Below are 23,527 nucleotides of genomic sequence, written 5' to 3' on the forward strand. Positions count from 1 at the left end.
GTGAGCATCCTCCGTTCGCTTTCACCTACGTTTGCCGTTATCCGGTTGCCTGGTTCAGGTTCAACGATTGCGTGGCGGCCGGATAACTTTCAGGCATAAGGATCAAGCGCAGGAATTACCTGCCTTTTTGGTTTGGTGCCTTGTCAGAACGTGCACTCTTTGCATCACGGGAATCTTCCCGCATGAATTCTTCCAGGTCTTCGCGGGAAATCAACCCTACCTTATAGGCTGCCGGCTTACCGTCCGGATTAAACAAGTACGTGGTGGGCAGCATGGATACCGGACCGATTTGCGCGGCAATTTTTCTGTCGCCAAGTACGATTGGATAGGAAATGGACAGGGATTTTACGAATTTCAACACAGTTTTCGGATCGCGATAATCCATCGCTACGCCGATTATCATGACATCCTTCTTTCGGCTCTCATAGAGCGACACGAGATCCGGAATTTCTTTCAGGCACGGCGGACACCATGTCGCCCAGAAGTTTATCAATACCCACTTGCCCTTATAGTCGGAGAGCGTGAGCTTTTTCCCGGTATGGTCCGTGAACGTAAAGCCCGTTGTCTGGGCGTTAACCGCTTGCGCGCTGACCGGCAGCGAAATCAACAGGCACAGCAACAGGGACAGCGCGAGAGAAAGGTGGCGAATCATTTTCTTGCCGAGCCCGCTCTTATGATGAGTACTCACGCGAAAACATGCTCTTCATTATCCGGTTTTGGCGCAAAAAGTTGTGCTAGCGATACATTCATTTTTTCGTTCATACCCATCGTAATGTTCTCCAGCAGACGCTCCAGCTCTAAATTACCTGCCGCTGCCGACTGCAGCGCCTCGGGGCGAAATGTAAAGAGGCGATAAATATCGGCCACTGTAACCTGCTCGGGGTCGATTATTTGAACCCACCCTCCTGTTTTTACCTGTTGAACCAGGCTCGCTTGACTCAGCAGTGCCAGTATTGGTTCCATTTCTTCCAGATTCAGCTTTAGGTATTGTTGCAAACTGGATTGTGTTTCAACCGCGCCTTTCCTGAGTGCTTCGCCCAATACCTGCAACAGGCGTAATGCATCCAGGAATTGCTTACCCTGTGCTGCCGGGTCGTGCTGCCAATCACCAAAACGCCAGCTCGACAGGGAAGCGGCAATGACGGCCCCGAGCAGCACCATCAGCCATGAGAGATAAATCCACATCAGGAATATCGGTATAGTGGCGAATGCGCCATATACCGCCTGATAAGTGGGAAACCGGGTGATGTAAAAAGCGAATCCCTGCTTCATTATCTCAAATCCCACCGCCGCGGCCAAGCCGCCCGCCGCGGCATGGCGCCAGGAAATTTGACGATTAGGCACGATGAGATAGGGAACGGCAAATGCAATGCCAGTCAGCATTATCGGTCCCAGTTGCAGAAGCGCGATATCGATGCCTGGAATACCCTGGGTCAGGCCCAGGGATATCCCGATCAGCCAGGAAGTCAGCGATAAGCTCGCGCCAATCAATAGCGGGCCGATGGTCAGCACAGCCCAATATATCAGCAGTCGATGCAAGAGTGGACGCAACCGCGTCACGCGCCAGATGGCATTCAACGCTTTATCGATCGTCAACATGAGGGCAAGTGCTGTCACGCCCAGAAAAGCGGTGCCGATGGCGGTAAGCTTTACCGCATTATCGGCGAACTGTTGCATATATACCGCAATAACCTTATTTGCCGCTTCCGGCATCATGGTGGTGAGGATAAATGTTTTTATCTGGTCCGACATCTCTCCAAAAGCGGGAAATGCCGCCACGACAGACAGTGCAATGGCGATCAACGGCACCAATGAGAGCAGTGTCGTAAAGGTGAGGCTGGCGGCGACCTGCGTGCAGTTATGTTGAAAAAAACGCACAAGAACATAGCGTATGAAATCCAGCGACCGTGAGGATTTCATGAGTCGTTGTGAGACGGGTCAACAGGATTGAGAGAAAAACTCAATGCGTATCCTATGCTTTTGAAGCAAGATGATCGATCTTGCATCTGATCCATGATGCTGCCTTTCAGTCCTCGATTACACCTGCGGGTGAGCCCGCTCGAACTTGCTGTGAAGTTTGTTGAGCGCGCTGAGATAGGCTTTGGCAGAGGCCACGACAATATCCGTATCTGCGCCGTTGCCATTGACGATGCGGCCGGATTTCTGCAATCGTACCGTCACCTCCCCTTGCGAATCGGTACCGCTCGTTATGGCATTAACGGAGAATAACTGCAGCTCGGCGCCACTGGCCAGGATTTTTTCGATGGCCCGGAAAGTGGCGTCGACCGGACCGCTTCCGCCCGACTCGGCACGTGATTCCCTGCCTTCTTCTGCAATGACGATACTCGCATGGGGCGTTTCTCCCGTTTCACTATGCGCCGTGAGCGACAGAAGCTTATAGTGTTCATGCAAGGTCATGGCGTCATCCGAAACCAGCGCATGCAGATCTTCGTCAAAGATGTCGTGCTTCTTGTCCGCTAACTCCTTGAAACGCATGAATGTGGCGTTGAGCACCTCTTCTGATTCCAATTCGATCCCGAGCTCCGCCAAACGGCTGCGAAAGGCGTTGCGTCCTGAATGTTTACCCAGCAGCAATTTGTTGGCGCCCCAGCCCACATCCTCAGCCCGCATGATTTCGTACGTTTCGCGGTGCTTGAGCACGCCGTCCTGGTGTATGCCGGATTCATGGGCAAACGCGTTGGCGCCGACGATGGCCTTGTTCGGCTGAACCGGAAAACCGGTAATGCCTGATACCAGTTTGCTTGCGGGTACGATATGAACCGTATCTACGCGTGTATCGCAGGGGAAAAAATCCTGGCGAGTCCGTACCGCCATCACGATTTCCTCCAGCGAAGCGTTGCCGGCACGCTCACCCAGGCCATTTACCGTGCATTCAACCTGTCGCGCCCCGTTCATGACTGCCGACAAGGAATTTGCGACCGCCAACCCGAGGTCGTTATGGCAGTGCACCGAAAACACCACCTTATCGGAATTAGGTATACGCTCGCGCAGCGTATGAATGAGCTTTCCGAATTGCTCCGGCATCGTGTAGCCCACGGTGTCGGGTATATTCACGGTGGTGGCACCCGCATCAATAACCGCCTCCAGAATACGGCAGAGGAATGCGATATCCGAGCGGCCTGCATCTTCGGGTGAGAATTCCACATCATCGGTATATTGACGCGCCCGTTTCACCGCTTTTACCGCTTGCGCCACCACCTGGTCCGGAGACATGCGCAGTTTCTTCTCCATATGAATAGGTGAGGTGGCAATAAAAGTATGAATGCGTGCCGAACTTGCGCCCCGCAAAGCTTCACTAGCGCGGTCGATATCGGCTTCGGTTGCGCGGGCGAGGCCACAGACAATGCTGTCCTTGATCGAATCCGCTACCGCCTTTACCGCCTCGAAGTCACCGTTGGACGCGGCCGGGAAGCCTGCTTCAATTACATCCACGCGCATGCGCTCCAGTTGTCGTGCGATACGCACTTTTTCCTCTCGGGTCATGGACGCACCGGGACTCTGCTCACCATCGCGCAGCGTGGTGTCAAAAATAATTAAGTGATCTTTCAATGACTTCTCCGTTTTTGAAAGCATACTTGAACTGCGATACAGAATCCAGGAATCGATTCTGCAGGATAAAAACTAGAGAGGGGAAATAATATTAGCGCGCGGGGCGCAGCAGCGGTCGTGCGAGAAGCTGCGGGCGGTGTAAAAGGTGAAGCGGGGAAATGTAGTTTGTTTGCTTCATTCGAGAAATATAAAGGGTTTCCTCGATTCGTGCAATAGCGAAATTGAACCTAGATAATTCATTGGGACGCGAGATGATGGCGAGACAGTTTTGCCGGTTGAGAGAGTCCATAGCTTGGTCTATGGACGCCGCGCAGGTAGCAAAAATGGCCGCAAACTGACCGCCAGCACTCAGGCAGGCTCGTAGAGCCGCCTAATGAATTATCTGGGTTAAATGCTATATTGAAACAGACGCGCGAACTCCGCCATGAATAATTCCTGAAAAAATTATCGATGAGCAAGGGTGTAATCAGAAAGGGACGCTCCGTATCAGGCCGGTTTATTCTGGCGCTGATGATAGCGTTTGCCGCATTTGCCCTGGGCGCCTGCATTTCCCAGAAATCCTGGCATGTGGAAGAGGTCGCCGGTCATCTCCCGGACCTGAATTTTTCCCTGACATCCGATAACGGCAGGCTTGTAACGCCCACGGCCTATGAAGGGCATTTATTATTGATGTATTTCGGGTTTACGAATTGCGATTCCGAGTGTCCCGTTTCAATGGCTCGCCTCGCGCGCGTACTGCAGTTGTTGGGAAACGATGCGAACCGGATACGCATCCTGTTTGTCACACTTGATCCAGGACGCGATACGCCGCAAGTCCTCCACCGTTATGTCACGCAATTCGATCCTGGCCGTGCAATCGGACTCACCGGGACCACAAGCGATATCGAACGGCTTACGAAACAATATCGGGCCGCCTATCGTCCTCGTTCAAAAATCGGCGAAGCCGGTGATATCGATCATGGCGATGCGGTGTATATCTTTGATTCACAAGGTCGAGCGCGCCTGCTGGCTACGTCCGCCGACTCAGACGAGCATTTGGCGCAAGACCTGCGACGCTTGCTTGAAACAGCTCATTAGGTAAAAACCCAAACAGGTAAAAACCCGAACCAGATAACGCCAAATACTGCACGCGCTCGAAATAAGACGGACGCTGGAATAAGGCAGGTTTTATTGCGAGAGTGCGCCCAACGCCACCTTTGGAACCTGTCCGGTAATGGATTTGTTGTATTGGTTCACTCCTTGGGAAGAGTCAGCGCCCGTTTTTATTGTCACGGTTGTTGTGGCCGTGCTGTTTTTGAGAGGTTGCGCCAGAAACAATCCCCGATTTCAACAGAAGCTATATTTTTGGACGGGACTTGCCTTTACCTATCTGGTTTCTCACACGCAGTTCGATTATTACGCCGAGCATCAGTTCTTCATCCATCGGCTTCAGCATCTTGTATTGCATCACCTTGGGCCGTTTCTCATCGTGTTGAGCAGTCCCGTGGCTACGCTCCGGGCGGGCATGCCCGAGGCTGGGCAGCGAGCGTGCCATCTCATAGCGAAGTGGAAGCCGGTTCAATATCTCATGTCTGCCTTGTGTAATCCCGTCGTGGCCGTCACGCTGTTTTGCGGACTCATCGGTTTCTGGTTGTTGCCTTCCGTCCACTTTACCGCAATGATCGACTGGCGTTTATATCGCCTGATGAACTGGAGCATGTTTATAAACGGTTTATTCTTCTGGGGGATCGTTCTCCATGGTGGGCCCATATTTTCGGTCCGGCTATCCCCAGGTTCGCGCATTGCCATGATGCTCGCAGTCATTCCGCCACAAATCGTGATAGGCGCAATGATATTCTTCGCTTCCAGCGAACTCTACCCGATATACACGATCTGCGGCCGCGCGATCGGAGGGTTGGGCGCGATAGCGGATCAGCAAATCGGCGGAATAATTCTATGGATTCATGGCGCGATGATGAGCGCGATTGGTATTTTGATTGTGATGCGCGGGGAATTGATGCGGCAAAAACACTGAGGGCCCCCGGGAAGACGTTGGCAAAAGCGTACCTCTACTTTTCTTTTAGCCGAGATGTCCGGTCAGAAAACAATTTTAATTGGAGCCAGACGAGCTTCTTGATAACCTTATTTTATCGATTAGCTGATCAATCATAATCGCACCGTTGCATAAGGCTTCCCTTTTGCTACACTAAAAACGACAATGCTAATGCATTGTTTTTTTTAGCTTCGCAGTGTAGCGTAAGGCTGTGGCGAAATGAATGGAGGAAACCAAGCATGAAAATCGGCTACGCACGGGTATCGACCGACGACCAGAATCTGGATCTGCAAATGGACGCACTGAATAAAGCCGGATGCGAAAGAATATTCACCGATCACGGCGTAAGCGGAATCGCTGTTAATCGCCCCGGCCTTTCTCAAGCAATTGCAGCGGTCGGCACCGGTGATGTTCTCGTAGTCTGGAAGCTGGACCGGCTTGGCCGATCCTTGAGTTTTCTGATTGAGTTAATCGAGAAGCTACGAAATGACCAGGCGGGATTCGAAAGTCTCTCGGATGGTATTAACACCACGACCGCAGGCGGAAAACTGGTTTTTCATATCCTAGGCGCACTGGCCGAGTTCGAGCGTGCGCTGATTTCCGAGCGATCAAAGGCGGGAATGCGAGCTGCAAGAAAACGCGGTAAGCATTTAGGCCGTCCCGTTAAATTAAGCCAGGAGCAAATCAGTCACGCGGCAGGCATGATCAGGGAGGAGCGGGAAACGGTATCCGGCATGGCCGGGTTGTTGAAGGTAGATCGCACTACTTTGCATCGAGCTTTAAAGCGGAAGGCCAAAACAGCGTAACTTGGCTGTCAATCTTAGGTCAAATTCCAACAAAGGTACGTAAAGTCCCACAGGAGTTTGCGTAACCAACTGAGCAGCGGAAGAAAACCAGGATTCATGAACTCCCAAAATTCGAGGTGGGTTAGTCGATCAATTTTGGAGGCTTGATACCGATGGAATCCTTGAGCCGCTCGTCGGAGAAATCATACTCCCCCAGCAGGTTCACATGGCGCCAGGATGCGGCGGAGCCGTGCCGCAGCGCCTGGATGAATTCCTCGCGTTTGGCGGGGTCGTCGATGGCGGCGAACTGCTGCGACAGATACAGGTAATTCCAGCAGACAATGCAATTCTTGATGAGGCGCTTGCAGGCCTCGGCGGGCTTCTGATCCTCCTTTTCGGCGTTCAAAAACTCCCGTGGGCTGCCAACGGACACAGCGCGGGTGAAGCGATGCACGTGCTCGATGCCGTTGAGCACTTTTTCGATCGACATGCGCAGCTCCGGTTCGTCGATGTAGCGCAGAATGAACAGGCTCTTTGGGATCTGGCCGAACGCCTTGAGGGCTTGGTAGAGCCCGTGCTGCTTGGAGTAGGAATTCAAACGCCGGAAGTCTACCGGAGATTAGGCGGCTGCACGCCGCCGGCACCAGCAAGCGGGAGATTGCTAAACGGCTGAAGATTGCTCGCACATCTGTTCGAAGACTGCTGGAAGCATCCCGAACGCGCCGTAGACCGGTGCTGGCTCGTCCCCCGGAAGGCTGCGTGAATGGCGCCCGACGTCTCAAATCTTGTGGGACTTTACGTACCTTTGTTGGAAATTAACCTTGTTATGAACTTGCGGCGCTTCGGCCTCGCGCATCCCACGCTCCCATCTCCCAGTTAGGGCATCAAGTAGAATACCTAGAAATTGGGAGAGCTGCGATGTTGCCTTTGGACTCAACCGTTCTTCAATGTCTCGAAGCCCTGTTCAACGTACTCGTCATTTCGTGCGCAACCCTTGGAGTGCTGGCAGTGATGAGGTGGTTAACCAACAGGTTCTTCCCGACGCGGCCATGGTATATCCGTTGTTGTGAGGGCTTCCACGTGCTTGTCGTCCTCACAGTTGTTCTTGCTGCTGGTCTGGTGGATCTCCGGACAACCGGCCAACTGATTCTTCAGCTTCTTCAGTTGATCTGACATCCAATCGCGCGGAATGCGCGATTTTTTTTGGAACTGGCTGCGCTCGAAATTGCAGCCGAAAATCCTCGCTACACCGTTTTGCCCATAGTCTTCTCGCGCGTCGAAAGAACCCGCCGAATTGCGAATCGCTGTCCATGTAGCGTAAGAGATCATCATAGACCAATCCGAGCCCACGGAACCACTTGTCAGCGGCTGCGTCCATCGATTCTCGCAATTTTTTTTCCGTACCCTTCGGCACGAGCCAGCAATCGTGTATTCCGACGAACACATTCACTTTGCGTTCGACAAGTTCTTCCATTACGAGCGAGGAGTAGTATGAATCTAACATCTGTACCAAACAGGGTGCCGTCATCCGCTTCAGTTTCTTGACATCGGTACTGGTACGTAAAGACTTGATCTTCTCCTCGAACGTGATCACGTTTTCTCCCGCTCCGCTCTGGTTCGCCGCTCCCGGGGCTTTTTCACCTTTGAGTCTGCTCAACCCAGCCGGTAGGCTAACCATCAACTTCTGCCCGGCATTGGGTAGCCAGACGTCTCTGCGCGCAACCGGATTCCAGCAGACAGAAGCGTTATCAAACGGATCAGTTAGTTCAATCGTCCGAGATGGCTGTTCATAAGCAAGTTTCGCTAAACGCCGACATGCGGAGCGGAATCGCCGCAGTGTCCGACACTCCCGGTAGAAATTCTGTAGAAAAAGCCGCGCGCTGCCCTCTTTCCAGCCAGGGCCAAATTCATTCGGACGCATAGCCTGCTTCTTCTCTACTGTGCGTGCAGTACTACCATAAGAAACCTGCATGATCAGCTCCTTGACAAGATTCTGAAGGCGATCATCGCAAGATTCTGGCGTAACAACATATGATTCCACAACGCTTTCGGTTTGAAGCTTCATCGCACAATCGGGATCCCGGTGTAAATGCCAGGCGCGTCTAGCCATCCGTTCCTTGAAAGACTGCCCGTCATCGGGCCCCATAGCGAGGGCCTCCAGGTTCTTGTCCCCTAAGAAAATTGCGAGAATTTGCATCTGTGAGGCACTAATGTCGAAACCCACTAAATCACGCGTTTTGCCATTGGCCGAATCTTTAGTCTTAAACCATCGTTTCCGATACGACTCATAGACTCCTTCGATAGTGTCTTCGGCAGTTGGCTCTTGGTACTGCTCGGAGGACGATGCATCTTCTGACAAAAATTGGTCACGACCTCTCGACGTAATATAGCTTGGCCAGAAATGAAGGGCTTGATAACGTCGATTGATCAATTTAGAAAAACCCGAGTGGATTTCACACTCGGAGCCCAAACCGCTTGCAGCATCATAAACACTCTGGAATTTCGCTTGATGCAACCGAGCGAGGTCATACTCTTCGAGTAACGCATATACTCTTTTTCGCCAAGGCCTCGTCGCGAGATCTACGGTGAGGAATTCCTCAGGAGTCGCCGGAAGCTTCACATGGACTTCCGAACGCGCGTGACTTGCAAGCCATTTATTGAACCGGGGAAGATGGCCTTGGCAGCGTTCAAGCTTCCTCTTGAGATCTTTGCCATCTAAAAGCAAAGGGCATGTCTTGCCATGCAAGAGTCCTTCCTCGATTGATCTGTAATAAACCTCGCGGTCACGAGCAGACCAAATCGTTGTCCTGCGCTTGCTCCGCATCGTTACGTCGCCAGTTTCGCCATCTGGAGTGTTCTTGTGAGTCGTAGTCGTAGTCTTATTCTTTATCGGTATTTCAGCTTTCGACAGTGAAGCGTTTATGTGATAGATCGTCTCCAGCTCATCAGCTACTTGTCGTTCTTGGTCTTGGGCGTGGAGGAAATCCTCTCTAAATAAGTCGATACGAAAGACGAGCCTTACTTCTTCCTGTCTCCTGATCAGTTCCTCTGATCTCGCTCCCATCATGACGACGTTGTACGGGACGTCGTTGCAAACTTCTTGCCTAGTCCGCTGAGGTGGAACGGGTACACTAACTGGAAGTAACTGTATGCCAGCCCTCCGTGGCCGGAGATATGCTTCGTCCGCTCGTAGAAGTTTTTCAAACTTCACGACCATATCGCTGGTTGGGTCGCATATCGCTTGAATTCCTTTCTTAAAGCCCATCTGTTTTAGCCGCGCCTGAAACAGTGGGTTCGCCACCTTTCTCTGCACCGCAAGTTTCCACAGATCATTTACATCAATGCCTTGTATCACGAGATCCCGGCGGCAATTTGCACACGTTTCAGGAGACATGTCCTTGGCCGCCCGCGCCACACTCGCTCTGAAGTGATCACTAAACCTCTCGCAAACCAGATCGAAAATCTCGTTGTAGGTAATCGGCGCGTGTCGTCGTCCCGCATATACAAAAACGTCCATAACAACTACCATGGCCTGCTTAGCGGCGAGGACCCGGCTTCTTCGCTCTTGTCGCGTCATGTACGCGTATTTGCGTCTTGGCAGAATAGAATTAATGGGTAGCGCGGACCGCGCAAGAAGGTCCCATACATCACGCGCCGTAGTGGAGGACGGTCTTCCAAATGCCGCTTCGTAGCCCGGATTTCTAGCGATATGCTTTTGTAACCTCTCTTTGTACTCAACCCACTCTTCACAACGAAGGCTTTTCCGTTTCGGAGAGTGAGGCATTGGTAGGAATAGGAATCCGAGTGCCTCCTCCTCTCGGTCCAACCTTTCGAGAATCTGAGCACTAAGCTTTCCGCGGTTGCATATTGGCATATGCTCTCCATTTTCCGATTAACTTCAGCATCAGACTCAAAGGAATGTACGATCAATGGGGTCACCCATTAGCCGGCCCTAAGTCAAGGGCAAACCGAATCTGATCCTGCTGCTTTTGTAACAGCAGGGTTTTCTTTTTGCAGACCTGGCCTGTTGTTTCCAGTCGAACCCGTTTCCTCACTCTGGCTACGACCGAGTCGTGCGGCAGGTCCGCTAATGAGCCGAACCAGGTCATCAGGCGGGTATTCTGCATTCTGGACGCCTGATTGAGTCCGGTTAAAGTAGCCTAACCATTAAAAAAAGGCCAGGAAGGTGCTGGCCTTTGAATGTTTCAGGATCGCAGGTCGCTTGAACTGGGCAATCCGGCCCTAGGCTGCGCCAGGAAGATTATTTATTTGCCCGAGCCGCGACTTCATCCGGAAATAGCCGAGCAGGCCGAGTAAACCTGTACCAAAGAGAGCAAATGTAGACGGTTCAGGAATTGGTGGCGGAAGACGTTCAACGGGACCCTCTATGAGGTCGAACTTCCTGAGGTTCGACTGGCGGAGCGTCCCTACTCTCTCCCAGTCATGAATTCCGATACCCCCTCCTACCAACGTGCGTCCGGCATTTACAGGATTTCCGAGGGCGAGTTGGATGAAGCTCTCGCTCTCGCCGCCGCCGCTCTTGATCAGCGGGCCGAAGTCAAACGTCCTGTTGGAGTCGCCGTGAAAATGCGCCTTTGTCGGATGCATGCCCGAATCGTCAGGATGTCGGTTGATCCGAGCTACGTTAGGATTTGGATTTTTAAAATCTCCTTCCCTGAGGCCGTCATCCGTAAGCTCCAAAAGGAATACAGACCAAGGGTTTGCGGTACTGTTGGTCACTATCTCGTTCAGATGAAAACGCAAACCAAACCGGTCGAACGTATCGGCTCTGTCCACTTGTTCGAACGTAAGATTGATCAATGCGGGATCGTTTTGTCTAATATTTAGAAGCTTTTGCATATTGTTTGTAGCGGGATCCCAACGAATCGCCATATCCAGTTTCGGGTCCCACGACACCCTCCATCGCCAGCTGTTGTCGGCGGGACCGAAAGTGTTACCGTTGGGGATGTTCATGTAATCTGCATTTGCAAGATGAGGTCCGGAGCTGAAGGCGGCAGCTACGGCTGTGAGGATTAACAATTTTCTGGTATTCATTCTTGCTCCCTCCCATTGCAGACGATTGACAGTGGCTAAGCCGGTCACACGACTCGCAAAAAGCGTAAGCGTACTGATATGCCTACCCAGGAAACGCAGATTCATCCACTCGAAACTTTTCATAGTTCACCTCCATTTGGCTGTTATTCATTAATATCCCTATTTCTAGACGGGTGAGTCTGTATTAAAAATAACGCATACTTCATGCCAAAAATATAGTTTGATAAGTATCAGCATATTAGCTACAAAAATGACTCGAAAATTCTTACGAATGTAAAAAAAATCGACAATAACTCCCCATCGAAGTGAAAAATCGGTAATCCAACAAAGCAAACCATTGCCTTTATGTGATCGAGTAGCCCAAAGGAATCTCACCTTCAGGCTCTCACGCAACGGTACTGAATCTCTCGATTCATACCGCTCCTATCGTTCAGCCATTCGGGCTTAGGTGATGTGCCAATGGGCAAAGAGGTCGAGATCAAGGCGCTTTTTTCAGCAACACATTAGAACCAGTGCGTGCAACGGAACTGCGCGATAAGATGTTGCGGGCCGGATTGCCGATATGAATGCAGTCATTTGCAATTAATGTGAGCCCGCCACAATGGAATGCGAGCCGGCGCCGATCAATGCAAGCTCATTTGCAGATAATGTGAGCCAGCGTGCTCTGTCAGTTGCAGTTATTTTGAGCCCAAAACGGCGTCAAATGCGAGCCCGGTCGTTTTCAAACGCGAGCCGTTACAGCTAGATAAGCTCGCTTCCATTGGTAGTACGTTTCTCTTGAAATCCCAAAATACCGGCATGTGAAATGCCACGTTACCCGATTCGGCGGCATGCTCGAAGACCTTCAGTTTGCGGGAAATATCTCTTTGTGCTTGTACATTTATGACTGACTCCTGAAAACAATTTGAATTTATCAAAACTATCAACCGAAGTCGTCATATTTATAAATTATCCCACTAGAGACCTGCCGACAACTTTTCGCCTGAACGTGCAATAGATTTAGCAGCCACTGCCTGTATCTGTTTTCGTGCCTCAGCGTCCTCTACTTGATTTGCTAATTCATGAATAGCGGTAGCAATAGCGACTTGGCCAGCATGACTTTTACCCCAGCCGGGGTCTCCCTCCCATCCATGCAGGAATAACCACAAAAGCCAAGGATTAGTTACTGTTAAAAGCGGGGGATTAGCCATAATAATCTCCAATTTCAATGTATAAGACCTGCTAAAAGCCATGCTGCCGCCGCAGGCCAATAACGACAGATCCCAACAGTCGCTACCTCATCTTGCCGACACAAGAGGTCTTGTTGATTCACTAGCAGTTTGTCGGGAAGGTTTAGTGTGTTTAGTTATACTCCAAGCTAATATTTTTTAACCGATCCAAAACTCTCTGCTAGATTGTTCACTTCCATCTTAACAATAGATGAAGCCTCATTCTTCAGTTGCATGCCAAATTCCGGATCGGTCGTTATTCCTGCCAAGCTTATCAGGAGTTTAGCTAAAACAAATTGTTCTACTGAGCCGGGCAGCCAAGGTAGTGGGGATGGATCATTCCAGAGGTCTAGGTCCCAAGGAGCTGGGGATGGGTCCGCAGGCTGCGGAGTTGGCCCTTTAGGTTCTGGGTGTATCGCCGCCACATTGGTTACACTTCCCCACTGCGGCCAAGGAATTGGAGGAAATGGCCACCGCCCCCATGGAGGACAAATATCATCCCCATCATCCCAACCCTGCACTAGTCCTTTCGACGCATTACTAGCCATCTCTTTTCCGATAGCTTTCACCTTAATGCCTATTTGCCGATCCCTGATCAGTCCGCTAATATCCCGGACTACACCCGCCGCCATAAATTCGATTAAAGGACGCGACAATCTAGGCCCGTGGGGAATAAGCGCATCCCAAGCTTCAGGCGGGATCTTCAGGAAACGTACTTTTTCAATTAATGCAGATATTTTTATCATTTTTTTGCTCCTTTATTTGAAAATGGGAAGGCGGATTTACACGCGCCAATCTACTCAATTTTGCGCAATATTGCTGGCCTAAACAGCATTAAAAAGGAAGGTTGTGTCACACATACATATTCCAGTGAGCACCATTGGATGCTTATTTCAGACTAGCAAACTAGGCGATTAATACAAGTCAAACTCATCAAAAATTGCTTGTATTTTCCGGGCACTGATAGAAGTAGGGGGTCGTCTCAAGAAAGGGGTAGAGTCGGGATGTGAGAACGGAGTTATGGTTACGCTAGTTGTAACGACCTGTATTTGAAACAGCGTCAACCAGTATTCAGCCTGATTTTGAGCCAGGAATAACTGCAAGTATCTATCCCCGCAAACCGGGATTAGCTGCAACTGAACCTGCATTTATCCCTGCCGACCTGCATTTGATCGGCGCGATCCAGAATTAACTGCGACTGACCGACAATCCATGAAGTCGTCGGTTGCAGATATCATTGATAACTGTACTTCTTTTGGTCCCTGGCATCGGCCTTTTCACCGCTGGGGCATGGAAGCTTGACGAAACGGATGTAAGTTTATCTCTGGTTTGAGGAAGTGGATAGATGCAGTTATTCTCGGTCGAAAGCAGGCGGTCAGGCGCGGCCTTGGCCGCGCTGCACTTTTTATTTCAGCCTCCAAACTCCGTTTTTTTTGATCTCGTCGTGCATGGCGTCTGGTGCCAGGTCAAGTTCACCCGGCCAGGTTGCTGCACCAAGTTCGACGTACACCTGGGCAAATAAATCCGGGTCGGCCAGCACGGCAAAAATACCGGCGTCGGGCGCATGTACCATCTCAGCCATATCGACTTCGCCTTCCAGTCCATCAGCAAAACGAACATGGAACCGGTAGCCATCAAGCGCCTTGACTGCCATTACGTCCCAAGGCATCCCCCCGACTTGTATGGGGGGAACTACAGAAGAGGCGATATCTTCTTTGGTGACTGACGTTGTGTGCATAATTCCCAATCCTCCATGAGTTCGTCGCGGTGTTCCTGCGCCCATTCCAGCACTAGTACCAGCGCTCGTCGCGACATTTCACCTTGCAGTATCTTCAAGGTGTGTATGTCGATTGCTACTTGTTCCCCTGCGTATCTTGCATGAAAATGCGGCGGCGAATGATCGCGCCAATACATCTGAATTATAATCCCATAAAACGTGCTTATGACTGGCATGGTTCCCTCTCCTTGGTTAAGCGGCTTTTTGTTCGCTTTGGTTGCCTTCCACTAAATCCATGATATAGCGGTGTGCCTTGCTGGCTTGGTTGGCTGCGGTGAATATTGCGCGTTTGTCGCTTTTCAGCACCTTCAACCATGATTCGATATACCCGGCATGATTCGGAATCATTGATGCGGCAAAGCCAAGTTCAGCATTCAGAAAAGCGCTTCCAAGCTCAGCAATCAATTCCTCGAAAGCGTAGGATTCTGTACCGAATCGGCTGCCGAAGTCACGCGCTAAACGGTGCTTGGCTCCGGTCCAATGCGTTAGTTCGTGCAGGGCTACGCTGTAGAATTCGATCTCTGATGAAAAACGGGTGCGTTCCGGCAAATAAATTTCATCGGTCGAAGGGCGATAAAACGCCTTGTCGCCCTGTTCGCGGATGACTGCGCCCGAATGCCTTAAAACGCTCTCGGCTGCATCGATCTGCTGAAACTCGTTAAGGGGCGCAATGGCCTGTGGCTTTTCAATGCCGTCTATCTGGTCAAGGTTGAACAACCAGAACGGGCTGATAATCCGTGCCGACTCGGTTTTCTCGGCGTCGCCTTTGCTCGATTCGCGTTCAATCGTCTTGAAAAAAACACACGAAACGCTTTTTTCACCTTTGCGAACTTGGCCGCCCATGTCTGCGGCTTGTTTGTAGGTCAGCCAGCGGTCACTTGAATAGCCGTGGGTCATGGCTGCTGTCCATAACAAAAGCACGTTTACGCCTTGATAGGCTGCGCCGGTCTTATGGTTACGGGGCAAGCTGTTGCCGGTTCGTGCCCAAGTAATATTACTTTTTTTACCGCTTTCCAACATGGCGATAATCTCTTCCGTGATCTGTGCGTACATATCTTTCTTAGGGGTGCTGGTGGTTTTCATGCTTCTGGAATCCTCGCGATTTTGGGTTGATAAACACATTCTTTCGCTCGGACTTCCTCGGGCCGCCCTGGGGCGGCGGTGGTGGGGAAAACCCTTGCCTTCACGGGCAAGGGTTGGGAATGGGTGGGGTAGGTTTGACGGTGAAGCAACGAGCCGCTGATTCCTGCCCGTTGCATTCTGGTTATCCCCCCCAAGTCCCCCTCGCAGAGATTCGGGGGACTTGGGGGGATAACGCAACGGGTAGAGCTGGCTGCACCGTCTTGGATGGGTTTGAGTTGCCTGCGGCCTGCACCTGGTACAGGGGCAGGATCACAGACCATGACAGGCAAAGCGTACCGCGTAGCGGCTGGCGTGGTCTGTGACAGTCGGGCAATGCTTGGCCGTGGCTGCTCGTTGTTGCTGTTGGCGGGATGATGGCGCAGCCATGATCCCAAGATCGCAAACGGAGTGCGCTACGGATGAGCGAAGCTGAGCCGTTAAGAAGAGAGGATTGAAAGGGCGGCAAAGCCGTTCCGAAGGAATGAAGCGAAGCGCAACCCAGTAAAGCCGTGTTCGTGCAGCGAACCTCTCAAGCGCTAAAAGTTTCGCATGAGAAACTAGAGATTCATTTCCCTGATCTCGGAACCGCCTTTGGAACTGACCAAGCAGTCATGTGTTTAGATAATTTAATTGATGAAAATCAAATCTATTGGACAACCAATGACAGGTAAAAAATATACTCTTACAGCAGCGAATGGAGAGGATATGACTACGGTTATCACCGGCTTTGCCAATTTCATTGGCCTTGAGCCTTTAGTCTCAGGCCGATATAGCATTCTTCTGGTGCTTGGTCTATTCGGTGGTGCTACATCAAATCGTTTAAATCCAGCAAAGGTTGTACATGAGATACAAACTTTAGAAGGCGTTAGAAACCCAAGTCGGCTAAAACCACCTACTCAATTCGAATATCCACCATTAAAAGGACTATGGCATAAGCACTACTTAGAGGATGGAGTGGGCGCAATTGCGCTCAATCTAAAAAAGGGCTAAAAAAACATGGTTTGCCATCTTTCCAACAACGTATACGCGAAGCGCAGGAAGCTGGTGAAGAGCGCTACATCTCACTCGAAGATTGCAAGGCAATCGCGAATGATGTGGTACACGGCAACTGGATGCAGTTGACTACGGCCGCAGCGTTAACTGGTGAATGGATCATCTATGCGCAGCACGAGGGCAAAAATTACTACCTTTGCTTGGGAACACACGACAAAAGTCAGCATGAAAATCTTCGCAAGCAGATCGATGCATTGTGTTGCCAGGAATTCCTTTTTCTTTCGACATTGCTTGCTGGTGCTTAGATTTATCAATTTAAAACACACGATAAAATAGGTTATCAAGGGTAAAACAGGAAAATAAATTAATTGTTCTTACCAAACGTTTTCTACCTTGTCCTCCTGGAAATAAGGCACATTGAATACTTAACATTTTGCTACGTCACATTCCACACGTGCCAACTCGACTAAGTCATCAGCGGTAGAACCAACGCCGCCGCATACGATAACCAATACCGTTTTATACCCTGATAACGCTGCAACTTTTTCGTACACCGCAGCGAGCGCAACGCCGCAAGCAGGCTCAACGACAATTCCATGGTCTTGCAAAAACTGCAAGGAAGCAGAAACGGCCATCTGGTCCGGCAACACAACGCTTTCGATTCGGTGATTTTTTGAGTATGCCAATGCTTGTGCACAAACCATGCGCGCTCCTAACGTCGTCGCAATACTCGATATGTTTGCAAGCTCGACAAGGAATCCCGCGTTTAAGGATTTCCCATAGGAGTCCGCACCTTCAGTTTCAACAGCGATGACAGGCACATCGGCCCCTCCATTCCGCTTCAATCCTTCTATAACACCGCACAGGAGGCCGCCGCCCCCAACTGACAGAACGATTGCGTCAGGCTTCAGACCAGCACGGAATATTTCATCAATCAGGCTGGCATGACCTCTCCAAATCAGCGGGTCATCGAAAGGATGTATATATGCATCGTCAGGTTGCATGAGTGACAGTGCAAATCGGTGCGCTTCGTCCAAAGACTTCCCCTGGACTATAACTTCCGCATTCTCTAAACACATCAAATTCACCGCCCGCTTTGAAGCTGTCTCAGGTACCACGATGATTACAGGTACCGAAAGGCGCCGTCCAGCAAAAGCAACTGCCAGCCCCGCATTCCCGCCTGATGACGCAATGAAGCGTTTTGCTCCTCGTTTTAAATATTCTTCGCATGCATAGCCGATTCCTCGGGTTTTGAAAGAACCGGATGGTTGGGCGGACTCCATTTTCAACCAAATGGATTGACCCACTTTATGGCTGATCAAATGGGATTCAATTAGCGGTGTTTCAATATGTAGTGGCATTCAAAAGAACTATAATTGACGAATACGACAGGGAACTGCGCAAAAAACATGGAATTGCCGCTCATTGATTCATTCCAGGCACTATTCAAATTTTGCTGAAACGGGGGCCGTGCATCCAGTTCCAGCCGGGTTCACCGCTGAGCTCTTGGGGCAATCCAAATCAATGTGGCGCGCTCGAAGCAATATAATCGCGTTTCGCGAGTTGCGACACCATCCTGTGGTGAAAAGCAGATTCGGTGGCTTTCTCTGCCGCCAGCTTGTATTTTTGCACCAGGGCGATGGCATGCGCGTGTGAATCCTGCTCTTGTCTCCCGTAGAGGTAGCTTTTGTCCTCGTAATACTGGAGCCGTTTCTCGTGTTCCGCCGCTATTTCCAGCAGTGTCCTGGCCCGGTTTTCATACCGTCTGGCGAGGCCGTCGTGGTCGACAAAAGGCCTGATATTTTGTGCGGACACACTCGTGTCTTCCTTTTTTGCTTCGATTACACCGGTCTCCGAGCAGCTCGCTAGTAGGCCCAGCGTGGATATAGCCGCTACAAACTTCCTTATTTCTTTTTGCATGATAGGCAGACTCCAATGAAATGGATGAAGTGAAAGTCGCTCCATCCTGATGCGGTCCATGACATTGGAACATTAGGGAAACTCTGGTTTCTAGGTGGAACCCTGATGCACAATGCATGAAGAAGCTTCATAATTGTACTCAGTATTACTATAAATAAAAGTCACATGTTTTGATTGTTATCATAATATTTTGTTTATATATTACGGACCTTAAAGTCCTAACTGCAGTTCCTTCGGGGTACGCCAAAAATGGTATCCCCTTCACTTTTGCTGCTCGAGCTTTAATGAAGGCAGGGGTGAGCGAGCAGGGCCGATTTCCCACTAGAGCTAGCCCTAGTGAGAGCTGGTTTAAATCTCCCACAGTCCTCTCAATAGATACCGACCTGATTTTTGATTGATCGTCCATCACAGCATCTTTAAATCCGTAAGAGGACCAAATGATCACTGGATAAGCAATTACAGCAATCGAATTTCCTGCGCTCGTATCACGATCTTATCCTGGCTAAACCGCTGTCCGAGCTTCTCTCGATAACTGCTCCACCTGTCCTCTTCCAGATTCTTTACCATAGGCACCATGTCCTTCGCGTTGCGTCCATCGAAAAAACGATGGAACCGGTCACGGTGCCGATTGCGGGAGCTGATCGTCGCGCAGCGCTTTTCGCAATAAGGATACATCGCGCGTTGTCACCGCAGGCGCTGCATTCCCCCAGCTATTGCGTACGAAGGTAAGGACGTCCGCTATCTCGCGGTCGGAGAACTTTTTTTCATAACTGGGCATTTTTTTCGGTTTGGGCCCATGTTTCGTCAGCGGCGCTTTTCCCCCTTCCAGCATGAGGCGAATAAGGGACGACGCGTTTTCGGAGAGAACCATCGCGTTGCCGCCAAGCCGCGGAATTTGCGGGGACTTGCCTGTGCCGTTACCTCGATGGCATTTGGCGCAAAAGCCCGAGTAGAGGCCCGCGCCGGGACGTTCAAATTGGCTCGGGATGGCCCCGGTCAGGATGAGTCGGCCTTGCATAACGAGCGGTTTATAGGACGTCTTTCCCTTCTTCGCCGGCAGGGATTTAAGGTAGTGCGCAATGGCATCCAGATCAGCTTTATGTAAATGTTGAGTACTGTTTTCGATAACGGTGACCATACTGCCAAAGGCGACACTATGTCCACTATGGCCAGTTTCCAGGAACGTGGAAATTTCTGCCTCCGACCATCTGCCCAGACCTGATGCATCTGTTCCAGTCAGGTTTCCGGCAAACCAGTTATCTATCACTGCGCCGCTCAAGTAGTCCGGCGATGATTCCGAATATCCTTTTTGCTGGAAAGCCAGGCCACGAGGCGTGTGGCAGGCACCGCAGTGGCCCAAAACTTGTACCAGGTAAGCGCCGCGATTCCACTGCGTATCGCGGTCGGTGCGCGGCTGGTACGTTTTCTGATTGGCAAATGCCGCGCTCCAGAACATCAGGCCCCAGCGCTGGCTGAAGGGAAAAATGAGTCTTGTCGGGGGGGGCGTGTGACGAACCGGCTTCACTCCTTCCATGAAATAAGCATATAACGCCTGCATATCGTTGTCCGTTGCTGCTGCGAACGAGGCATAAGGCATAGCCGGATAGAGGCGTCTGCCGTCCCTGGCGATGCCTTCGCGAACGGCACGGCTAAAATCGGCGTAACTGTATCTGCCAATGCCTGTGGCCGGATCTGGTGTGATATTCGTTGAATAAATAACCCCGAAAGGCGAATTGATCGGCAGGCCACCGGAAAAAGGAGGGTGATGCGGCCCGGCTGTATGGCAACTGGTGCAATCAGCCACCTTGGCAAGATATTCGCCAAGGGCGATGGTTTCGGGATCGGCAGCCTGGGCATTTGCGACAATCATCCCCCCTAAGGCAATCGAGGCAACCCATGCAGCCCATGAACGACTTGCAGCTAAAGCCCGGCTTATTGAATCCCTGAATGTCATTCCCGATATCTTCATCCTGTTAAATCCACGCACTGCACGGCGGCACCAATAAAACGGCGCACGCAGTAAATAAAATTGCGACGATAAACACGAAACTCGACATTGTTCCCAGCCTTGCCAGAAATCGTGTCTGCCCTCCATCTGCTTCGAAGGCGTGTTCTCCTGCTCCTGACACGCTTGGCCGATGACTTGCCCGTCGCCATAGATTCCACGCGACATATCCCGAAAGCAAGCCACCCGCCAGGCAAATCAGGCTGATCATTGCCAGGATTGCCGACAAGTCGGCCAGCAACGGGGTGGAGAGCGGAACCTGATGCGGATAGCAAGTATAGGCGGCAAGCGGTTCGCTTAAAGACATCTGACCTACCCAGAACGTTGGTGCACCAAAAAGTGCCAGCAATGTTCTGTATGTACTCACCGAATCGTGGGTAGGAGCACGATGTTCTTTTGCTATGTCCTGTTTGCCGGTAAAGCTCATTTGAATTTCAGAGGTAAGGAACCAGGTAAAGGGTAGTGAAAACGAACAGCCAGACAACATCGACAAAGTGCCAGTACACCCCGCCGATAGTGACGGCAATATGGCGTTTCTCGTTAAAGTAGCTGAACGATATCCACATCAGCAGGAGCAACAGGATGGCCAGCCCGATGACGACGTGAAGCAGGTGAAACCCCGTGATCGTGAAATACAGCGATCCATACAGATCTGAAGTCATGCCATACGTTTTTTTATCCCATTCATTGAGCTGAATTCCAACGAAACAGGCCCCCAGCACGATTGCGAGCGCCATCGCCGCCATGGCCCACTGGACCTGTTTCTTCCGGATGCAGCGTTCGCTTGCCCAAACGCAGACACTGCTCAGAAGCAAAATCGCCGTATTTATGCTGGGCAGGAGCAAGTCGGGCAAACCTGCCGGCGGCCAATGGTGTTCGGCTTGGGATGCAAGATAGAAGTAAGTAAACAGCAGATATCCAAATAGCGATCCCTCCGTCACGATCAGCGCCAGAACGCCCCACCACCCACCCGATAGTTTGCCCTTGCTCCCTACGGGCAGTGGTTGTACCAGCAATTGATCGGCGTTAACCATGGGCTTCCCGCCGTGGTGCGTCAGGCAGGCGTTGAGCAAGCGTTTTTCTGGGCCACATCCAGACGATAAGCGCGGCAATGGTCGATATAATCATCAGTCCGGTGAAATTCCACCAGTGAAGCAGCATGCCAACGAACACCAGTGAAACGAACAACCCGACAAAGAAGGGCGCATAGGAGTCATCGGGCATCTTCAGGATGATCTCCGGTACCGCATCGATCGGAGAGGTGCCAAGCGTTTCCCGCCCTTCCGTCAGCAGATAGCCTTCTTCAAGGCTCGAACGATTCCCGTCTTCGCCGTGTTCGTCAAGGCGGCCCTCCCATAGCGGATGCCGGCTTGCGACAACGGGAATGACGGCAAAGTTATAGGCGGGGGGTGGCGAAGGGATGGACCATTCCAGCGAGGCGGCATCCCATGGGTTTGGGCCTGCCCGAGCGCCACGCTTGAGACTGATCGCGACATTGACAAGAAAAATCAGGACACCAAGGGCAAATACGAAAGACCCGATGGAGGTGATCATATTGACCGTATCCCAACCCATCCGCGATGAATAGGTGTAGATACGGCGCGGCATGCCCAGTAGACCCGATATGTGCATCGGAAAAAACCCTACGTTGAAACCGATGAACATGACCCAAAAACTCCATTTGCCCATCTTTTCATCCATCATGCGGCCGGTGAATTTGGGAAACCAGTAGTAGATGCCGCCGATGACCGGGAACACGTTGATTCCCAGCAGCACATAATGCAAATGTGCGACGATGAAGTAGGTTTCGTTAAGCTGCCAATCGAGCGATACGGCTGCCGTCATCACACCCGATAAGCCGCCGATGACAAACAGAAGGACAAATCCGGCAAAGAACAGAAACGGCGTCTTGAACACCGGCCTTCCAAGCCAGATGGTTGCAATCCACGAAAATACCGCGACTGAACTTGGAATTGAAATGACCATGCTGGCGGCACCGAAAATCGATAGGGCCACAGTCGGCAAACCGGTGGCGAACATATGATGGATCCATACCTCGAATCCAAGCAGCATGGTCGCCATGGTAGCAAGGGCCATCATGGCATAACCCACCAGAGGGCGGCGGCAAAACGTGGGCAATGCGTCCGAAACGATGCCCATCGCCGGAAGCACAATCGCGTAAACCCACGGATGGCCGAATATCCAGAAGAGGTGCTGCCACAGCAGCGGCTTACCGCCGTTGACCACGTCGAAGAAGTAGGTGCCGATCTGACGGTCTAGCCACAGAAGAAAAAACGCGAGGCTGACTGCGGGGATGACCAGCAGATTGGCTACGGATGCGGTGAGCGTGCCCCAGACCAGGATCGGTACGCGATTGATTGTCATGCCCGGCGCCCGCATCCGGAATAGCGTAACCACAAAATTGACCGATCCGACAGTCGTCGATATTCCCAGCAGCACCATGCCGAGCGCGAAGACATCGATATTGGGGCCGGTGTTATAGATCGGGCCCGCAAAGGGAACATAGTTGAACCAACCGGCGTTCGGCGCCTGGCCGATAGGGAAGCTCGCATACATGAATATGCCGGCAAACAGGAAGACCCAGTAAGAGAGCGCATTCAAGCGGGGAAATGCCATGTCACGCGAGCCCAGCAGCAACGGCCAGAGATAATTGGAAAATCCCGACAATATCGGCAAGGCATACAGGAAGATCATCGTCACGCCGTGCATCGTGAATAATTGGCTGTATTGTTCCGGCGTCAACAGTGTAAGGCCCGGTCCGGAGAGCTGCACACGCATGATCAGGGCTTCGACGCCGCCGATCAGAAGGAAAACAAACGCCGTGACGATATACCGCAGGCCAATCGTCTTATGATCGACCGTGGAGAGCGAGCCGCGCCAACCAGGGGCCGATTCCCAGATATGGGCGAGCTGCGCTTCGGCAGCCGAACCAATCGGTGCGCGGCCAAAATCAGGCACGCGGCTCAGGCGGTCATCGCCTGAATGGGCGTTGTGGATATGATTGTCCGCTGGGTTATGCGGCATGTCAGAGGTAGCCAT

At 51.5% G+C, this 23,527-nt stretch carries 22 protein-coding genes; 5 read left to right on the forward strand and 17 right to left on the reverse strand.

Translation table 11 applies throughout. The features are described from left to right. Positions 1-115: 115 nt before the first annotated feature. The 3 genes from KJS40_RS01950 to KJS40_RS01960 all read right to left on the reverse strand — a co-directional run bounded on the left by KJS40_RS01950 (position 116) and on the right by KJS40_RS01960 (position 3,570). The gene (locus KJS40_RS01950; protein ID WP_348529542.1) at positions 116-688 is read right to left on the reverse strand and encodes a TlpA disulfide reductase family protein; all 573 of its coding nucleotides are present in this window, start codon (positions 686-688) and stop codon (positions 116-118) included. Next, positions 685-1,920 carry a YihY family inner membrane protein gene (locus tag KJS40_RS01955; protein ID WP_213538866.1) on the reverse strand — a complete coding sequence of 412 codons (1,236 nt, stop codon included), beginning with the start codon at positions 1,918-1,920 and terminating at the stop codon, positions 685-687. Before KJS40_RS01955 ends, KJS40_RS01950 begins: the two co-directional genes overlap by 4 nt. Positions 1,921-2,037: 117 nt before the next feature. Beyond that, positions 2,038-3,570, reverse strand: coding sequence for a 2-isopropylmalate synthase (locus KJS40_RS01960; RefSeq protein WP_213538867.1), 1,533 nt, complete (start codon positions 3,568-3,570; stop codon positions 2,038-2,040). 450 nt (positions 3,571-4,020) lie between these two features. Between KJS40_RS01960 and KJS40_RS01965 the strand changes: the two genes are divergently transcribed. The 3 genes from KJS40_RS01965 (at position 4,021) to KJS40_RS01975 (ending at position 6,408) form a co-directional block, all read left to right on the forward strand. Beyond that, a complete protein-coding gene (locus KJS40_RS01965; protein WP_213538868.1) occupies positions 4,021-4,647 on the forward strand; it encodes an SCO family protein in 627 nt (208 codons plus the stop codon). Positions 4,648-4,783: 136 nt separating this feature from the next. Next, entirely contained in the window at positions 4,784-5,584 is an 801-nt protein-coding gene (locus tag KJS40_RS01970; RefSeq protein WP_213538869.1) for a cytochrome c oxidase assembly protein, read from the forward strand. A gap of 257 nt (positions 5,585-5,841) precedes the next feature. Beyond that, positions 5,842-6,408: a recombinase family protein gene (locus tag KJS40_RS01975; RefSeq protein ID WP_213538870.1), complete on the forward strand. Its 567-nt coding sequence runs from the start codon at positions 5,842-5,844 to the stop codon at positions 6,406-6,408. Positions 6,409-6,529: 121 nt separating this feature from the next. Here the strand turns inward: KJS40_RS01975 and KJS40_RS01980 are convergent, their stop codons facing one another. The 8 genes from KJS40_RS01980 to KJS40_RS02020 form a co-directional block, all read right to left on the reverse strand. After that, on the reverse strand, positions 6,530-6,985 hold the full coding sequence (locus KJS40_RS01980; protein WP_213538871.1) for a Tn3 family transposase: 456 nt from the start codon (positions 6,983-6,985) through the stop codon (positions 6,530-6,532). A 495-nt stretch (positions 6,986-7,480) separates the two neighbouring features. Beyond that, the gene (locus tag KJS40_RS01990) at positions 7,481-9,916 is read right to left on the reverse strand and encodes a hypothetical protein (protein WP_213538872.1); all 2,436 of its coding nucleotides are present in this window, start codon (positions 9,914-9,916) and stop codon (positions 7,481-7,483) included. A gap of 713 nt (positions 9,917-10,629) precedes the next feature. Further along, positions 10,630-11,565, reverse strand: coding sequence for a PEP-CTERM sorting domain-containing protein (locus KJS40_RS01995; protein ID WP_213538873.1), 936 nt, complete (start codon positions 11,563-11,565; stop codon positions 10,630-10,632). 833 nt (positions 11,566-12,398) lie between these two features. Continuing rightward, positions 12,399-12,674 (reverse strand): hypothetical protein, encoded by a 276-nt coding sequence (locus KJS40_RS02000; protein ID WP_213538874.1) that lies wholly within the window; start codon positions 12,672-12,674, stop codon positions 12,399-12,401. Between the two features lie 125 nt (positions 12,675-12,799). Continuing rightward, positions 12,800-13,396 carry a hypothetical protein gene (locus KJS40_RS02005; protein ID WP_213538875.1) on the reverse strand — a complete coding sequence of 199 codons (597 nt, stop codon included), beginning with the start codon at positions 13,394-13,396 and terminating at the stop codon, positions 12,800-12,802. Between the two features lie 659 nt (positions 13,397-14,055). After that, complete coding sequence (locus KJS40_RS02010; protein ID WP_213538876.1) at positions 14,056-14,388, reverse strand: DUF2442 domain-containing protein; 333 nt, start codon at positions 14,386-14,388, stop codon at positions 14,056-14,058. Next, complete coding sequence (locus KJS40_RS02015; RefSeq protein WP_213538877.1) at positions 14,343-14,603, reverse strand: DUF4160 domain-containing protein; 261 nt, start codon at positions 14,601-14,603, stop codon at positions 14,343-14,345. The genes KJS40_RS02010 and KJS40_RS02015 overlap by 46 nt, the downstream gene beginning before the upstream one ends. Positions 14,604-14,619: 16 nt before the next feature. Further along, complete coding sequence (locus KJS40_RS02020) at positions 14,620-15,510, reverse strand: zincin-like metallopeptidase domain-containing protein (RefSeq protein ID WP_213538878.1); 891 nt, start codon at positions 15,508-15,510, stop codon at positions 14,620-14,622. 672 nt (positions 15,511-16,182) lie between these two features. On the opposite strand from KJS40_RS02020, the gene KJS40_RS02025 reads away from it, so the two are divergent. Next, on the forward strand, positions 16,183-16,539 hold the full coding sequence (locus KJS40_RS02025) for a hypothetical protein (protein WP_213538879.1): 357 nt from the start codon (positions 16,183-16,185) through the stop codon (positions 16,537-16,539). Between the two features lie 11 nt (positions 16,540-16,550). Next, a complete protein-coding gene (locus KJS40_RS02030; protein WP_213538880.1) occupies positions 16,551-16,847 on the forward strand; it encodes a hypothetical protein in 297 nt (98 codons plus the stop codon). A gap of 120 nt (positions 16,848-16,967) precedes the next feature. Here the strand turns inward: KJS40_RS02030 and KJS40_RS02035 are convergent, their stop codons facing one another. The 6 genes from KJS40_RS02035 to ctaD all read right to left on the reverse strand — a co-directional run bounded on the left by KJS40_RS02035 (position 16,968) and on the right by ctaD (position 23,527). Continuing rightward, positions 16,968-17,903, reverse strand: a complete 936-nt coding sequence (locus tag KJS40_RS02035; protein WP_213538881.1) for a pyridoxal-phosphate dependent enzyme — start codon at positions 17,901-17,903, stop codon at positions 16,968-16,970. Positions 17,904-18,063: 160 nt separating this feature from the next. Beyond that, positions 18,064-18,462, reverse strand: a complete 399-nt coding sequence (locus KJS40_RS02040) for a hypothetical protein (protein WP_244859655.1) — start codon at positions 18,460-18,462, stop codon at positions 18,064-18,066. 616 nt (positions 18,463-19,078) lie between these two features. Beyond that, a complete protein-coding gene (locus KJS40_RS02045) occupies positions 19,079-20,431 on the reverse strand; it encodes a cytochrome c (protein ID WP_213538883.1) in 1,353 nt (450 codons plus the stop codon). 4 nt (positions 20,432-20,435) lie between these two features. Next, the gene (locus KJS40_RS02050) at positions 20,436-20,894 is read right to left on the reverse strand and encodes a hypothetical protein (RefSeq protein ID WP_244859656.1); all 459 of its coding nucleotides are present in this window, start codon (positions 20,892-20,894) and stop codon (positions 20,436-20,438) included. A gap of 7 nt (positions 20,895-20,901) precedes the next feature. Beyond that, positions 20,902-21,501, reverse strand: a complete 600-nt coding sequence (locus tag KJS40_RS02055; RefSeq protein WP_213538884.1) for a cytochrome c oxidase subunit 3 — start codon at positions 21,499-21,501, stop codon at positions 20,902-20,904. Then, positions 21,494-23,527, reverse strand: a complete 2,034-nt coding sequence (gene ctaD / locus KJS40_RS02060) for a cytochrome c oxidase subunit I (RefSeq protein WP_244859657.1) — start codon at positions 23,525-23,527, stop codon at positions 21,494-21,496. Before ctaD ends, KJS40_RS02055 begins: the two co-directional genes overlap by 8 nt.

The sequence above is a fragment of the Nitrosospira sp. NRS527 genome (assembly GCF_018406445.1).
Taxonomy (GTDB): Bacteria; Pseudomonadota; Gammaproteobacteria; order Burkholderiales; family Nitrosomonadaceae; genus Nitrosospira; species Nitrosospira briensis.